This is a genomic window from Sphingopyxis sp. (genome assembly GCF_050725655.1).
Lineage (GTDB): Bacteria > Pseudomonadota > Alphaproteobacteria > Sphingomonadales > Sphingomonadaceae > Sphingopyxis.
Genome location: NZ_JBOHHT010000109.1, coordinates 22,028 through 36,250, shown reverse-complemented (window position 1 = coordinate 36,250; position 14,223 = coordinate 22,028). Strand labels below are relative to the sequence as shown.

Here is a 14,223-nt window from a genome sequence, read left to right as displayed (position 1 = left end):
CAGCGCCCGGAGCGCCGCGAAACGCCGCGCCCCTAACAGAATGGGTGCTGCGGCGCAACATGATTGCCGACGGCGCGAACTAGCGCAGCGTTTTCGCCAAGCGATCTGCATCGTACAGCGAACGGCCCTCGGCGCGCCGAAGCCGTTTTGCGAGCCGCTTGTCGAACTCGCCTTTCCAGCGGCCGAGCGCCGGTATGATCCGGCCGACGTCGCTGTCGCCGATCACCTGCAATTCGCGCGATGCGGCGAGCAGCCCGTCTCGCTCGCGCGTCAATCCCGATCCCGAATAGCGTTCGGCGATCAGTCCGAGTTGATGGCGCATCGATGCAATCGACAGCCGCGCGCCTTGCAGGTCGGCGCGATCGATCATCAGCTGCGCGCCTGCGACGCCGTCGTCGATAGCCGCAAGCTGGTCACCGAGACGCCGCCCAACGCTCCGCTCGCCTGGGCACGCACGCACCGCGCGAACATAGGTCGCCAGCACGTCGAGCGTCGCGGGGCTCGGCTCCTGTCCACCAAATTCCTCGACAATCAGGTTGCGAATAAAGGCTTCGAGCGCACGCGTTTCGCGATCGCGCGACACCTTTCCGGGCATCGCGAGATCGGGAATGACGACGGGGTCGAAGCGTCGATTGCCGCGCGCCGCGCTGAAGAAACTGTTCGTGACATCCGCCGTTCCCGGCGCCGCCGATACGCCCGCGAGCAGGAAATGCGGATTGTCGCGGCCGTTGATATGGCAGCTCGCGCAGCTCAGCCCCGCCTTCGCGGCCTGGCCACCGAGCAAGGTCGGCGCGCCGAACAAGGCGCGGCCGGCCCGGATACGCGGCTCATCGCCCGCAGCCAGACAGGCGGCGGGCTGTTCCGACAGCAAGGCCAGTTCTGCCCCCGGCGCGGTCCAGCGCAATTGCTCAAAAGCCGACGGCGCGCCACCCGGCGTCGCAGCGACGCCGAGGAACAGCGCGGTCAGCGCGATCAGCTTGCGGATGCGCGCCCCGCCGCGATCCATCGCTTGAGCTCGTCGACTTCGTGACAGCCGAAACCGCAGATCGCCTCCAGCTTCGCCAGATGCGCCTTGGCGCCCGCGACGTCACCGCGTTCAAGCTTCAATTCGCCATAATATTCGAGCGCACCGCGATGCGCCGGCGCGATGGCGAGCGCCTCGCGATAATAGGTCTCGGCCGCGTCATAGCGTTTCAGCTTGCGGTTCGCGAAACCCAGATAAGTGAGCACATCGGGATGCGGCCCCGCCGCCCAAAGCGCCGCGTCGAGCTTGGCGATCGCGGCTTCGTAGCGATGCTCGTTGATCAAGCCGACCGCGGCGACATAGGTCGCATCGAGCGTCTCGGCCGCGGCCAGCCGCACCTCGGGCTCGACCGCATTTTGCGCCTGCGGGCCCGCGGCGACGGCCGCCTCCAGCTTGACAATCGCGTCGGTCAGCTTCGCCGAATCGGGGCAGCTGCCAGCGCATCCTTCCTGCATCGCTTTCAGCGCGCCGAGCTGCTCGCCGGCCTTATCGGCTTTGCCGAGCTTCGCCTGCGTGATGCCGAGGTCGCGGCGCGCGTCAACCATCTTCTCGTCATAGCGCACCGCGGCTTCGAGCGGCTTCACCGCGCGCGAGAAATCGCCCTGCGCCATATAGCTCGCACCAAGCAGATAATTGGCCTGCGGGTTCTTCGGCACCGCGGACACCACTTTTTTGAACGCCTTTGCCGCTTCGGCATATTTGCCCGCCGCGAAGGCATCGGCACCCTTCTTGTAATCGACCGTCGGGTCATAGGCGCTCTGGCTCGGCGGCGCGCTGCTGCCGCCCCCGCCGCCTCCCGCTGCAAAGGCGAGTGGCGTGACGAAGACCGCGCAAGCGGCGGCGATGGATAGTGACGATCGGTAGCGCATGACGAGTCTCCCTCGGTCGATACAGGCGCAGCCTAGCACAAGCGCGGCCAGCGCGGAACGACGAAGCGACGATCAGATCATCGCGATCAGCCGCTCGGCCTCTTGCCCGGCGATGCGCGCGGCGCGGACGAGATTGGCGTGAAAATCGCCCGCACTGTCATCGTTCGCTTCGTCGGTAACCGCCTTGATCGCTGCCCATGGTTTGCCCAGCCGCGCCGCGACCTGCGCCACCGCGCCGACCTCCATATCGACCAAAGTCGCACCCAGATTCGCAAGATCGGCAGCGGCATCGGGGCAGGCGACGAAAGAGTCGCCGCTCGCGATCCGTGCGTGCGGCAGGCCGAGCCCGGGGTCGGGCATCGCGGAAAAATGCGCCTCGCCCGCCTCGCCGATCGGCCATTCGCCCGCGCGGTAGCGGCGAAACAGGCCGGGGTGTGTCGCGCCATAATCATGCTGCAACGCCTCGGCGAGCCAATAAGCGCCGGGCGCCGCACCGAGCGACCCACAAGTGCCGGTCATCAACAGCATATCGGCATCGCCCGCCAACGTACCGGCACAAAGCGCCGCGTTCACCTTGCCGAGTCCGCAGGTCGCTATGCTGAGGCTGTGCCCGCCGACCGCCAGCCGCCGTTCGGCAAACAGTCCACCGACGCGTTCGCCGGTGTCGGGAAACAGCGCATCGGCTTCTTCGGGCAGCGCGGCGAGAATCAATATGTCGGCCATCGCGACGGTTTAGCCATGTTTGCGGCATATCCAATCCTCCCTGTCGCGCAGCGATGGGGAGGGGGACCGTTCGCGAAGCAAATGGTGGAGGAGCCGCAACGTCGGCGCCAAAAAGCCCCTCCGTCAGCGTTTCGCGCTGCCACCTCCCCATCGCTGCGCGACAGGGAGGATTGGATGCTTGCCAATCCACATTCATCCCGCCATCGCTCACACCAATGCTGGCCCGCATCTTTCCCGACCGCTTCGTCCCCGTGCTGTTCGCGACGATCCTGCTCGCGAGCCTGCTCCCGGTGCGCGGCGCGGCGGTGCCGATCGCGGGAGGGCTGTCGACCGCAGCCATCGTCTTTCTCTTCTTCCTCAACGGCGTGCGCCTGCCGCGCCACGAGGTTCTCCACGGCATCCGCAACTGGAAGCTGCAGGGAAGCGCGCTCGCTTTCTGTTTCGGCTTCATGGCGCTGCTCGGGCTCGCCGCACAGGCGGCGACCGCGCCGCTGCTCCCCGCGACGCTCGCGCTCGGTTTCCTCTTCCTCGGTATCCTCCCCTCGACCGTCCAGTCGGCGACCGCGGCGAGCAGTCTTGCGGGCGGCAATGTCGCGGCGAGCGTCGTCGCCGCCGCATTGCTCAACCTCAGCGGCGTCGCCCTCGCACCCCTGCTCTTCGCGCTGCTCGCAGGCAGCGAAGGCGAAATCCATGGCGAGGCGGTGCTGCGCATCGTCTCGATCCTGCTCATACCCTTCGTCGCCGGGCAGTTCGTCCAGCGCTGGCTGCGGCCATGGGTGCTCGCGCACCGGAGTCTCGCGACCTTCATGGACCGCACCGCGATCGCGATCGCGGTCTATGTCGCCTTCTCGGCCGCCGTCGTCGCGGGGATCTGGAGCCTGCTCGACGGGCGCGAGATTGCCATCGTGTTCGCAGCGGTTGCGATGCTTCTCGCGCTGTCCTTCGGCGGCGCCTGGGCGCTCGGCAGGCTGCTGAAGCTCGCCCGGCCCGACCGCATCACTTTGCTCTTTTCGGGTGCGCAAAAGAGCATCGCGGTCGGCGCGCCGCTCGCCGCGACGCTTTTCCCGCCCGCCATCGCCGGCATGGTGCTGGTCCCGATCCTCGTCTATCATATGGCGCAACTGATCCTGTCCGCGTGGATCGCGCCGATGCTTCGCGCGGACAAAGGTGTAGTGCTTGAATAACACAGGGCCGCATGCCATATAGGCAGCGGCCCGGGATTATAACCTGGGGCTGGAAGGAAGACGAATGAGCGAACTGACCGCGACGGCAACCGCAACCGACGAGCTGAAGCTGACCCCGCCCGATCCCGTGCCCGCGGTTTCCCCCGAAAAGGCGGCCGGGCTGGTGCCGCTATCGACCGAGCAGAAATCGAAGCTCGAGGAACGCGTCGACGGCTTTATCGACGACCTTGTCGCGCAGGACGTCAATTCGCCCGCCTTTGGCCAAAAGGTCGACCAGATCACCAACATGGGCCGCAAGGAAATGCTGGAGGCGGCGAACCAGTCGAACCGCTTCCTCGACCGCCCGATCCGCGCGATGGACCGCGACACCGACATCGGCCAGAATCTGATCGAACTGCGTACAACCGTCGAGCGGCTCGACCCGTCGGCGAACGGCAAGCTGCTGAGCAAGCGCGGTTTTCTCGACAAGATCTTTGGCGGCAAGATCAACAATTATTTCGCGCAGTATCGCAGCGCGCAGACGCATATCGGCGGCATCCTGACCGCCTTGTCGAACGGCAAGGACGAGCTGTTGATGGACAATGCCGCGATCGACGTCGAACGGCGCAAGCTGTGGGAAGCGATGGGCAAGCTCGAACAGATGGTCCACATCGCGGGCACCCTCGACGCGAAGCTCGAAGCCAAGGCGACCGAGCTCGATGGTGTCGATCCCGCCAAGGCCAAGGTACTCCGCGAAAATGCGCTTTTCTATGCGCGCCAGCGGACGCAGGACCTGCTCACCCAGATGGCGGTGACGGTGCAGGGCTATCTCGCGCTCGACCTCGTCAAAAAGAATAATGTCGAGCTGGTGAAGGGCGTCGATCGCGCCAGCACCACCACCGTCGGCGCGCTCAAGACCGCGATCACCGTCGCGCAGGCGATGACCAACCAGAAACTCGTGCTCGAACAGATCACCGCGCTCAACACGACGACCGCGAACATCATCGACGGCACGTCAAAGATGCTGAAGGACAACACCGCGCGCATCCACGAACAGGCGGCGTCGAGCACGATCCCGATGGAGACGCTTCAGCGCGCGTTCCAGAATATCTATGACACGATGGACGCGATCGACACCTTCAAGCTGAAGGCGCTCGACAGCATGAAGACGACGGTGACGACGCTCGAGGGCGAAGTCGCCAAGTCGAAGGGTTATATCGCGCGCGCCGAAGGGGCATCGCAGGCACAGGCGAGCGTTGGCGGCGCCGACAGCCCGCTCGCATCGCTCGAAGGCTAAGGCACATCATGAGCATGAGCGAAGTCGACAAGATCCGGGTTTCGGCGGCATCGGCGATCGAACGGTCGCGGACTCGCCGCCGCCCGATCGGCACCAAGAGCGTCGCGCTGCGCCGCCAGCATCTCTACAAAAAGCTCGGCCGGATGCTGATCGCCGGCGGCATCGTGCTGCTCGGCGCCGCGGTGTTCGGCGCACTGATCCAGCCGCTCGGCTTCACCGGGCTGTTCGCGCTGTTCATCCTCCTGATCGGCGTCGCGGTCCTGTTCGGCCGGTCGCCCTTCCCCGAACCGCGCCAGGCCGATCTGCCCAAGGCCGACCTCAAGCAACTCGCCGGCCGCACCGAAATCTGGCTCGAGGCACAGCGTCCCGCGCTCCCCGCCCCGGCGCGCCAGCTCGTCGACGGCATCGGGGTCCAGCTCGACCTGCTCGCGCCGCAGCTCCAGACGCTCGACGCATCGAGCCCCGCCGCGGCGAACATTCGCAAGCTGGTCGGCGAGGATCTGCCCGAATTGGTGGCGGGCTATCAGCGTATCCCCGCGGGCCTGCGCACCGAAGCCCACGCCGGGCGCACTCCCGACGAGACGCTGGTCGGCGGGCTGAAGATGCTCGAAAGCGAGATCGGCAACGCCGCGCGCAGCCTTGCGGCGGGCGAACTCGACAAGCTCGCGACGCGCGAACGTTACCTCCAGCTCAAATATCAGGGCATCGACGGCGAGGACGTGCCAAGCTGACGTCTGGCGCCAGCTAAGCCTGGCGCCAGCGTTGCGTCCCGAACCACAATAACAGGATGAGCAGCAGCGGCGGCGCGAGTCCCCAATGCGTTGCCCCCGCCAGCGGCGCGAGCAAGGGTGCCGACGACAGGAGCCACAGCGCCGCAAGCAGCGCGCCGACCGCCAGCGCCTCGAACGCGAAGCTGCGCCAGAAGCGCCTTCGCGCGCGGGCATAGGCCGCCTGCGCATCGATCGCACGCTCGACCCCGATCGCAAAGCCGCGATCGCCCGGCCGCTCAGGCGGCGCCAGTATCGCCGCCAGCATCGCGTCGGTGCCCTGATCGTCCGGCGCCGTCATGCGTCCGCTCCTTCGCCGATCATTTTCTGCGCCTTCGCGCGCCCACGCAAGACGAGCGATTTGAGCGTGCCCAATGGCAAGCCCATGATCGCGGCCGCCTCACCATGCGACCAGCCATGACCAAAGCATAAAGTGAGCGCGGCGCGCTCCTGCGCCGACAAGGCGCCAAGCAGCCGGTCGGCGTCGATTGCGGCGTCGTTCGCCGGGCGCGGATCGGTCGATGTCGCGGCCTCCTCGCCCGCAGCCAGTCCTTCGCGCCGCCGCGCGGTGCGCCGCTGGTCGAGGAACAGCCGCCAGCCGATCCCCATGACCCACGCCGCATAACTCCCCTGCCCCCGATAGTCGCCCGCGCGCTGCCACGCGCGGACAAAGGCTTCCTGCGCCAGATCGTCGGCGTCGCACCCGGCGGCGCGGGACAGAAAGGCGCGCAACCGCCCCTCATGCCGCAGCACGAGGAGCTGGAAAGCGGCACGATCTCCCCCGGCGACACGCTGGTTGAGGGCCCGATCTTCATCGGCGCTTGCCTCATCACGCAGCGGCGCGCTCCCCGGTAGCCGCGGCGCGCGCGAGGCGGCGGCGGACGAGGAGAGCGATGCCGACAAAGGCGGGGAAGAGCGCCGCACCAGCCGAAATGCGGATCAGCTCCTCTTGCCCCTGGATCAGCCCGAAGCCCGCCATGGCGAGGCCGATCGCGAGCAGCACCAGCGCGTTGCGGTCGTCGCCCGGCGTATCGGGGCTTTGGCCGCCGAGATGCTCATAGGGCTTGTTGAGCTTGTCGATCAGCGGGGTCACCGCGTCCGACTTCGCATCGAGCGCGCGTCGGATCGAGCGGTGGAGCATCCATGCGTGGAGCAGCCGCGCGAGCAGAAAAAGGCCGACAACGAGCAACGCGACCATCGTGATCTGTTCGAGCAGGCCGAAAAAACTGTCGCTGACCGCGACCAGTTCGGTGGTCGGCGGCGGCGCGGGCATAAACGAGGCAATGTCGCGCGGGTCGATGTAAGCGGCAACATCGGCCGGGCTGATCGATTGACCGGCAGAAACCGTCACCGTTGCAGCGGGCGGCACCGCGGGGGCCCCGGCGGTGGCGGCAGCGGCCGCCGTGATCATCAGGTCCATCGACTTATCTCTCCTTCATGCCGCTCGGCATGGTGAAACCACAGGCGGCGGCCTCCGGCAAGGCGGCGATGATCTGCACCGGGGAGCGAGATCAACCGCCGCGCGAAGCCGCCGCCCGGACCGGCGCAGCCGCCGATCATAGACTGGACGGCACGATGCGCGCCGGTGGATGCAGAGGGGGAGATTTTTTGGGCGAAAAGCCTAAAGGCCCTCGCCGCCCGTCCAGTGCGCGTTGACGAGGCGGCGCGCGAGCGCGCTCACCTGGTTGCGGATGTCGGGGACCGCAACGACTTCCCACAGGTCGCCGCGCGTCATCGGGCCGATCGCGAGAATATGCTCCGACGAACGGCCCGAGGCATCGACGATATGCCCGTCGCGGTCGATATCGAGCCCGAGGCGCAGCGCGTCGGGGCGGATGCGCTGCGCGCCGAGCAGGCGTTTCACCAACGGGTCCGACGAGCGCAGCAAATCGCCTTGCGGCCCCGTACAGTTGATCATCCGTGCCGCGCGCGTCGTTGCCAGTTCGGTCTCTCCCCGCGGCAGCCACGAGACGGCGAGCGCGGTGGGTTCGACCGCGACGCCCGCGATCTTGCCGGCGCGAAAATGGAGCTGCCCCGACGCGACAAGCGCGTCGATGCGGTCGGCAACCTCGGGCGCGAGGCGGTGGCGATGAACGTCCCAGAAGGGGCGCAGGTGACGCAGGAAACGCGCGCGCTTGTCGGCGTCGGCGGCCGACCACATCATCTGGGTGATCGGGCGGATCGAATCGACGACGAGCCGCCAGTCGCGTTCTTTCGCCTCGCCCCGCGCCCAGCGCACCAGTTCGGACAGGTCGGGTGCCGGCTTGGCAAGCACTGGCTTGGGGCGCGGCAGCCCGTCGATATGGCGATGCGGGCGCAGGCCGCGGCGCGAAAGCGCGGTGATCGGCCCTTCGTGACCTTGTGCCGCGAGCCGCAGGATCACATCGACCGCGGTCAGCCCGGTGCCGACGATCAGCACCGGCACCTGCTTGTCGAGCCCGTCCTCGAACGCGCTCGCCCACGGATCGCCGATGTAACGATGCGACGGCAGATGCGCCCCCTCGATCGCCGGCGGGTCGTGCGGCGGCAGATTGCCGATCGCGAGCACCGCGCGGTCGGCCTCGATCAGCCCGCCGTTGACGAGCCCGAGCGTGACCTGCCCGCTCTTCTCCTCGATATCGAGCACCGCGTCGTCGACGAGCTTCAGCCGGCGGCCATATTTCTCCATCGCCTGGCCGAGCGTCTCGCGCAGGTAGTGGCCATAGGTCGCGCGCGTTACAAACGCCGCTTCGCAGCCGAGCCCGCGCGCCGCGAGCCACTCGCAGAAATGGTCGGGCCGGTCGGAAAAGGCGCTCATATTGCCTGCGCGAACGTTGAGCAGGTGCGACGTCTCGGTGCTGCTATACGCGACCCCGGCGCCCATCCGGTGCCGGTCGCGCTCGATCAGCAGCACCTCGACATCGGGCTGTTCGAGCAGGTTGATCGCGAGCAAGGTCCCCGAAAAACCCGCGCCGACGATCGCGACGCGCGTCGCCGAGCGAAAACGCGGACGCGGCGAATGGAGCTGCGCTTCGATCATCCTCACCGCGTCACCACGCAGCCGAACACCGTGACCCGTTCGAGCGCGCGATACCCGGGCCAATAGTCGCCGACGGCATAATGCTGGGTCGAGCGATTGTCCCAGATGCCGATCGCATTCGGGGGCCAGCGGAAGCGCACCTGATATTCGGGCACCTTGATCCGGTCGAACAAGAGCCGGAGCAGGCTGTCGCTGTCCTCCTCGCTGACCCCGACGCCGAGCGATCGCGCGGTTTCGAACAGGTCGGGGGTGTTCGGCTGCGTGGCCATGAGCGGTCCTTTCGGTCGTTCGATTCGGGATATGTCCCGGACCGCATGAAAGTAACTCAACTTATATTATTGACAATACCCAACACGCCGAACCGCGAGAAATGCGCGACCTATGGCCGATAGGGGATCGCATCGGGAAGGATCACGCCGACGTCGGAAGCGTAGCGATCCCACGCCGCCGCCAGTTCGGCCTTGCGGTCGGGATGGGCGAGCGACAGGTCGCGCGTCTCTCCGGGATCGCGCGCGATGTCGAACAACCGCCAGATGCCGTCGCCGATGTCGGTGAGCTTCCAGTCGCCGCGGCGATAGGCGCGCGAACCAAATAGCTCGGCCCCGACACCGTCGTCGGCGCCATAGACGCGCGCGTCGGCATTCTTCAGCCACGCGGCCCACGACCGGCCAGTGATCGGCGCGACCTTGCGCCCCGCGACCTGCGACGCCTTGGCATCGGCGCCCGCAAGATCGAGCAGGGTCGGCGCGACATCGGCGACCGACAGATATTGCGTCTCGGCGCCCTGTCGCGCCGCGATCCCCGTGCCGCTGATGAACGCGACCGCACGCGTTCCGCCTTCGCTCTGATAGCCCTTGGTCAGCCACGACGGCGCGGTCGCCGCCTGCGCCCAGCCCGCACCATAGGTCAGGTACGACGACGCCGTGCCGCGATTGGCGAAGCGGTTGTCGGCACCCTTCAGCGAACTGGCGAGCATTTGCGCGCCCGTGGTCTCGATGTCGAGCGCCTCGGCGCCATTGTCGGCGAGGAACACGATCACCGTGTTGTCGAGTTCACCCGACGCGCGCAGCGACTCGATCACGCGGCCGACATTCTGGTCGAGCCGGTCGACCATCGCGGCATAGATTTCCATGTTGCGCGCGGCGAGCCGCTGTTGGTCAGCGGTCAAAGAATCCCAGCTGCCGTCGCGGTTGCGCGGGGTGTGCGCCGCGGCATCGGCGGCAAGGATGCCGAGCTCGCGCTGCCGCACCAGCCGCCGTTCGCGCAATATGTCGAAGCCCGCGTCATAGCGCCCCTTGTATCGCGCGATGTCCTCGGCTGGTGCCTGCAACGGCCAGTGCGGTGCAGTGAACGCCAGATAGGCGAAGAAGGGTCGCTCGCGCTTCTCTTTCGCGGACTGCTCGCCGAGAAAGTCGATGAGACGCGTCGCGAAATAATCGCTCGAATAGAAATCGGTGGGCAAGCGCGCGACGACCTTGCCGTCTTCGCGATAGGTCGCGATTCCGCGCGTGCCGGGAGTCGCTTCGGGCTGGACGTCGGTGCCATAATGATTGTGCCCGCCCTGCAGCAACGCAAAGCTGCGCTCGAACCCGCGCGCATGCGGGTCCTGCTCGGGGGTCAGGCCAAGATGCCATTTGCCCGACAGCAAGGTGCGATAGCCATTGGCCCCCAGCCGCTCGGCGAGCGTTGCAACATCGCTGCGTAAATGGCCCTCATATCCCGGCTTGCCCTGTTGGTTCGGGCGGATCATCTCGGCCATCGTGCCGAGCCCCGCACGGTGATTGTCGGTGCCCGACAGCAGCATCGAGCGCGTCGGCGAACAGGTCGGCGCGGTGTGGAAGCCCGCGAGGCGGATGCCGTTCAGCGCGAGTTTGTCGAGGTTCGGCGTGCGGATCTCGCCCCCGAACGCCCCAAGGTCCGAATAGCCAAGGTCGTCGGCGACGATGACGAGCAGGTTCGGCCGCCGCTCCTTCGCCTGCGCGGGACCGATGGACGCGGCGGCGCCGATCAGCGCGGCAAAGAGGAAGCGGGCGAAACGCGAACCATGGGTCATCGGATGGTCTTTCGAAAACAAAAGGCCGGCGCGCCCGGGCGAATGGAACCGGGGCGCGCCGCAGACAGGGCCGGCGCAGTCACAGGAAGGGAGAGGAGAACCACAGGCGCCGGCCGATTTCGTCAGGCGGGTTCGTATTGAACCGCCTTTTCCTTGCGGACGGTGCGGCTGCGGCGCCCGTCGATCGCGACCGGAACCTCGCCCGAAATCGTCGCGCGGCGGAGCGTCCGGCGCTGCAGACCGAAGTCGGCGGTCGCGCGGTGCTGGGTCGATTGATTGTCCCAGATCGCCAAGTCGCCCTCGCGCCAACGCCAGCGCACGACATTTTCGGGCTTGGTGATATGATCCTGCAGCGTCTGGAACAGCCGCGCGCTGTCCGCCGCGTTCAGTCCGACGAACTGCTTGACGAAATGGCCGAGCAGCAGGCTGCGCTGGCCGCTGACCGGATGGACGCGCACCACCGGATGTTCGGTCTCATACACCGTCGAGGCGAAGACATTGCGATGTTCCTTGATCCGCTTCGCCGCGCTTTCGCCGTCGGGGGCCGATTGCAGGATCGACGCATAATCATAGAGGTTGGTGTGCGTCGCCCACAGATTGTTGACGAGCTGGCGCAGCACGTCGGGCAGGCCGTCATAGGCAGTCTCACCGTTCGCCCATTGCGTGTCGCCGCCGGCTTCGGGGATCGTCAGCGCGCGCAGGATCGATGCCTTTGGATAGGCGTCGACGAAGGTCACATCGGTGTGCCAGCTCGAAGCGGCATAGCCTTCCTTGCTGTCGAGTTCGAGCAGGTAGCGCGACCCTTCGGCGACCGGCACCGTCGGGTGCGCAACCGGATCGCCGAGCAGCGCGGCGAAATCCTCATGCTCCTGATCGGTCAGATGCTGCTGGTCGCGGAAGAAGAGCACCTTGTGCCGCAAGAGCGCAGTCTGAATGGCCTGCACCGTCGCCGCGGGCAGGTCGCCCGACAGCTGGATGCCATTCACGATCGCGCCGATCGTGCCGGTGACGGGGGTGACGTCGAGCGGGATATTCTTGTCGCGCGCATTGGCATAGCTGTTGTGAAGGTCCGTCATGTCAGTCTCCTTTGGGGTTGGACGGCGGGGGTATCCGGCAAGAGCCTCTGCGGGCGGTCGTCGAATGGGGTGGGCGCGTGGTTCACGCGCGAGTGGGGTGAGCGCGGCCATCACAGCTTCGTCCGCAGCGTCGCGCCGATCGTGCGCGGTTCGCCGATCAGCGAGGTCACAATGCCTGTGTTCTGCGCCGACAGCGTCTGGAAATAGTCCTTGTCGAACAGGTTGCGTGCCCAGATCGACAGGTCGAGCAGGCCATCTTCGGTGCGGATGCCGATGCGCGCATTGGCGATGCCATACGCCGGAACATCGGCATAAATGCTGTCGCTCGACGAGGTGTTAAAGGTCGAGCGGTGCGAATAATCGGCGTGCCCGTAAAGCGACAGGTCGCGCCCGCGTCACCGCCTTGTCGAACCACTCTGACTTGATCCCGAGTTCGTAGCTGTCGACCTTTTCGGGCGCGACGTCGGGATCGATCCCGGCGGGCAGGTTCGTGAGGTTGAGCCCGCCCGACTTGTTGCCGCGCGACCAGGTCGCATAGGCGAGCGCATCGTCCGAGAACTGCCACGACAGCGTCGCGAGCCCCGATATGCTGTTGTCCTTGAAACCGGTCGAATAGTTGGTGACCGGATTGAACTGTGCGCGGAGTGCCGCCGCCTGCGCCGCCAGTCCTGCAGGCAGGGTCGACAGGTCGGTGCCCGCGACGTGGAATTGCGTGAACGAGCCGCTCTTCGTCTCATGCGTGTAGCGCAGCCCCGCGGTCAGCGTCAGCCGGTCGGTGAATTTCCAGTCGAGCTGGCCGAACAGCGCATAGCTTTTGGTCCGCGGGTCCGAGGTAGAATTCGCCTCGAAGCCATTGAGCGCGGCCTCCCATGCGGCGAGCGGGATCGGCGAGGTCGCGGGGCGGTTCCACAGCGCGGCGGCGGGGCCATAAGCGCTCGCGCCCTTGCCGCGGATAACCTGCCAGAAATAGTAAGCGCCGACGACATAGTCGATCGGGCCATCGGTGTCGGAAGCCAGCCGAAGTTCCTGGCTGAACTGGCGCTGGCGGTTTGCCTGCTGCGCCTTGACGATCACCGGGAGCGAGGTCGAATCGCCGTCATTCGCGGGGTTCCAGTCCCACCAGCGATAGGCGCTGATCGAGGTCAGCTTGGCGGCGCCGATGTCCCAGTCGACTTGCCCCGACACGCCATAGCCGTCCATGTTCGACTGATAATGGCTGTCGGCCTCGCCGCGCCGCGCGAAGGGATCGATTGTCGGGAAGCTGTAGCCGGGGAAACGCGCGGCACGCTCGGCAAAGCTGTTCGGGATCGCCGCGCCATTGTCATAGGTGCCGAAATAGTCGGCGAAGATGTTGAGGACGTGATTCTGCTTCTGCCGCGCAAAGTCGCCGATGATGCGGACCTCGAGATCGGGCGTCGGCGTGAACAGCAACTGCCCGCGCACGCTCCAGTTCGAATAATCCTGCGCGCGCTCATTCTGCGTGTCGTTGTAGAGGAAGCCGCGCCGCTCGGTCACCGAACCGCTGATGCGCACCGCAAGCAGATCGTCGATCAGCGCCCCCGATGCCGATCCGCGCAGCTGGTAATAGCCGTAATCGCCGACGCTCGCCTCGCCCGAAAATTCGGGGTCGAAACTTGGCTTGCGCGAGGTGATGTTGATCGCCCCTGATGTGGTGTTCTTGCCGAACAACGTGCCCTGAGGTCCGCGCAGAACCTCGATCTGCTGCAGGTCGACCAGGTCGAACTGCGACTGGCCGACGCGGCCGAAATAGACATTGTCGACATAGAAGCCGACGCCATTTTCGAGCCCGTCGTTGGTCAGCGCGACGTTGCTGCCGAGCCCGCGGATGTTGATATTGGTGTTGCGCGGATTAAAGCTGAATACCTGCAGGCTGGGCACGATCTGCTGGATCTGGGTCAGCGTGTAATTGCCCGTCGCTTCGAGCTGCGCCGCGCCGACAACCGACAATGCGATCGGCACGTCCTGCGCACTTTCATCGCGGCGGCGCGCCGATACGATGATCTCGGCGCCGTCATAGGAAGCGGCGGAGGCGGCCGTCACCGCAGCGCTTTCGCCCTCTTCTTCTGCCGCTGTGCCGGTGTCGTCGGCGGTGGTTTCGGCCGCAAAGGCCGGCGCTGCTGGCAAAAGCAGCGCCGCGCCAAGCAAAAACTTCAAACGATGATCGGGAGAGAAACGGTTCATTATATCGGGTCCCCGGGCGGTGATCCCGCC

Annotated in this window: 14 protein-coding genes; 3 read left to right on the top strand and 11 right to left on the bottom strand. The window is 66.4% G+C overall.

Annotation, left to right across the window (positions count from 1 at the left end; translation table 11 throughout):
• Positions 1 to 79: 79 nt before the first annotated feature.
• From ACREBX_RS16440 to ACREBX_RS16430, 3 genes are all read right to left on the bottom strand, one after another.
• Positions 80 to 1,006 (bottom strand): hypothetical protein, encoded by a 927-nt coding sequence (locus ACREBX_RS16440; RefSeq protein WP_431562815.1) that lies wholly within the window; start codon positions 1,004 to 1,006, stop codon positions 80 to 82.
• Positions 973 to 1,893, bottom strand: coding sequence for a tetratricopeptide repeat protein (locus tag ACREBX_RS16435; protein WP_431562814.1), 921 nt, complete (start codon positions 1,891 to 1,893; stop codon positions 973 to 975). The genes ACREBX_RS16440 and ACREBX_RS16435 overlap by 34 nt, the downstream gene beginning before the upstream one ends.
• 72 nt (positions 1,894 to 1,965) lie before the next feature.
• Positions 1,966 to 2,616, bottom strand: coding sequence for a purine phosphorylase (locus ACREBX_RS16430; protein WP_431562813.1), 651 nt, complete (start codon positions 2,614 to 2,616; stop codon positions 1,966 to 1,968).
• 215 nt (positions 2,617 to 2,831) lie between these two features.
• Between ACREBX_RS16430 and ACREBX_RS16425 the strand changes: the two genes are divergently transcribed.
• The 3 genes from ACREBX_RS16425 to ACREBX_RS16415 all read left to right on the top strand — a co-directional run bounded on the left by ACREBX_RS16425 (position 2,832) and on the right by ACREBX_RS16415 (position 5,807).
• Positions 2,832 to 3,800: a bile acid:sodium symporter family protein gene (locus ACREBX_RS16425; protein ID WP_431562812.1), complete on the top strand. Its 969-nt coding sequence runs from the start codon at positions 2,832 to 2,834 to the stop codon at positions 3,798 to 3,800.
• Positions 3,801 to 3,864: 64 nt separating this feature from the next.
• Complete coding sequence (locus ACREBX_RS16420; RefSeq protein ID WP_431562811.1) at positions 3,865 to 5,076, top strand: toxic anion resistance protein; 1,212 nt, start codon at positions 3,865 to 3,867, stop codon at positions 5,074 to 5,076.
• A gap of 8 nt (positions 5,077 to 5,084) precedes the next feature.
• Positions 5,085 to 5,807 carry a hypothetical protein gene (locus ACREBX_RS16415; RefSeq protein WP_431562810.1) on the top strand — a complete coding sequence of 241 codons (723 nt, stop codon included), beginning with the start codon at positions 5,085 to 5,087 and terminating at the stop codon, positions 5,805 to 5,807.
• Between the two features lie 13 nt (positions 5,808 to 5,820).
• On the opposite strand, the gene ACREBX_RS16410 is transcribed toward ACREBX_RS16415, so the two are convergent.
• The 8 genes from ACREBX_RS16410 to ACREBX_RS16375 form a co-directional block, all read right to left on the bottom strand.
• Entirely contained in the window at positions 5,821 to 6,144 is a 324-nt protein-coding gene (locus tag ACREBX_RS16410; RefSeq protein ID WP_431562809.1) for a hypothetical protein, read from the bottom strand.
• Positions 6,141 to 6,767, bottom strand: coding sequence for an RNA polymerase sigma factor (locus tag ACREBX_RS16405; protein WP_431562808.1), 627 nt, complete (start codon positions 6,765 to 6,767; stop codon positions 6,141 to 6,143). The genes ACREBX_RS16410 and ACREBX_RS16405 overlap by 4 nt, the downstream gene beginning before the upstream one ends.
• Positions 6,673 to 7,263 (bottom strand): hypothetical protein, encoded by a 591-nt coding sequence (locus ACREBX_RS16400; RefSeq protein ID WP_431562807.1) that lies wholly within the window; start codon positions 7,261 to 7,263, stop codon positions 6,673 to 6,675. Before ACREBX_RS16400 ends, ACREBX_RS16405 begins: the two co-directional genes overlap by 95 nt.
• A gap of 201 nt (positions 7,264 to 7,464) precedes the next feature.
• Positions 7,465 to 8,862, bottom strand: coding sequence for an FAD/NAD(P)-binding protein (locus tag ACREBX_RS16395; RefSeq protein WP_431562806.1), 1,398 nt, complete (start codon positions 8,860 to 8,862; stop codon positions 7,465 to 7,467).
• A 2-nt stretch (positions 8,863 to 8,864) separates the two neighbouring features.
• Entirely contained in the window at positions 8,865 to 9,131 is a 267-nt protein-coding gene (locus ACREBX_RS16390; protein WP_431562805.1) for a TauD/TfdA dioxygenase family protein, read from the bottom strand.
• 110 nt (positions 9,132 to 9,241) lie between these two features.
• Entirely contained in the window at positions 9,242 to 10,915 is a 1,674-nt protein-coding gene (locus ACREBX_RS16385; protein WP_431562804.1) for an arylsulfatase, read from the bottom strand.
• Between the two features lie 122 nt (positions 10,916 to 11,037).
• Positions 11,038 to 11,991 carry a TauD/TfdA dioxygenase family protein gene (locus tag ACREBX_RS16380; RefSeq protein ID WP_431562803.1) on the bottom strand — a complete coding sequence of 318 codons (954 nt, stop codon included), beginning with the start codon at positions 11,989 to 11,991 and terminating at the stop codon, positions 11,038 to 11,040.
• 336 nt (positions 11,992 to 12,327) lie between these two features.
• On the bottom strand, positions 12,328 to 14,193 hold the full coding sequence (locus ACREBX_RS16375; protein WP_431562802.1) for a TonB-dependent receptor: 1,866 nt from the start codon (positions 14,191 to 14,193) through the stop codon (positions 12,328 to 12,330).
• Positions 14,194 to 14,223: the final 30 nt, after the last annotated feature.

What these genes read in the sequence shown, in the direction of transcription:
- ACREBX_RS16430 (WP_431562813.1), bottom strand. Translation starts at nt 2,616, where the DNA reads ATGGCCGACATATTGATTCTCGCCGCGCTGCCCGAAGAAGCCGATGCG.
- ACREBX_RS16390 (WP_431562805.1), bottom strand. Translation starts at nt 9,131, where the DNA reads ATGGCCACGCAGCCGAACACCCCCGACCTGTTCGAAACCGCGCGATCG.
- ACREBX_RS16435 (WP_431562814.1), bottom strand. Translation starts at nt 1,893, where the DNA reads ATGCGCTACCGATCGTCACTATCCATCGCCGCCGCTTGCGCGGTCTTC.
- ACREBX_RS16420 (WP_431562811.1), top strand. Translation starts at nt 3,865, where the DNA reads ATGAGCGAACTGACCGCGACGGCAACCGCAACCGACGAGCTGAAGCTG.
- ACREBX_RS16425 (WP_431562812.1), top strand. Translation starts at nt 2,832, where the DNA reads ATGCTGGCCCGCATCTTTCCCGACCGCTTCGTCCCCGTGCTGTTCGCG.
- ACREBX_RS16385 (WP_431562804.1), bottom strand. Translation starts at nt 10,915, where the DNA reads ATGACCCATGGTTCGCGTTTCGCCCGCTTCCTCTTTGCCGCGCTGATC.
- ACREBX_RS16380 (WP_431562803.1), bottom strand. Translation starts at nt 11,991, where the DNA reads ATGACGGACCTTCACAACAGCTATGCCAATGCGCGCGACAAGAATATC.
- ACREBX_RS16410 (WP_431562809.1), bottom strand. Translation starts at nt 6,144, where the DNA reads ATGACGGCGCCGGACGATCAGGGCACCGACGCGATGCTGGCGGCGATA.
- ACREBX_RS16415 (WP_431562810.1), top strand. Translation starts at nt 5,085, where the DNA reads ATGAGCATGAGCGAAGTCGACAAGATCCGGGTTTCGGCGGCATCGGCG.
- ACREBX_RS16440 (WP_431562815.1), bottom strand. Translation starts at nt 1,006, where the DNA reads ATGGATCGCGGCGGGGCGCGCATCCGCAAGCTGATCGCGCTGACCGCG.
- ACREBX_RS16395 (WP_431562806.1), bottom strand. Translation starts at nt 8,862, where the DNA reads ATGATCGAAGCGCAGCTCCATTCGCCGCGTCCGCGTTTTCGCTCGGCG.
- ACREBX_RS16400 (WP_431562807.1), bottom strand. Translation starts at nt 7,263, where the DNA reads ATGGACCTGATGATCACGGCGGCCGCTGCCGCCACCGCCGGGGCCCCC.
- ACREBX_RS16375 (WP_431562802.1), bottom strand. Translation starts at nt 14,193, where the DNA reads ATGAACCGTTTCTCTCCCGATCATCGTTTGAAGTTTTTGCTTGGCGCG.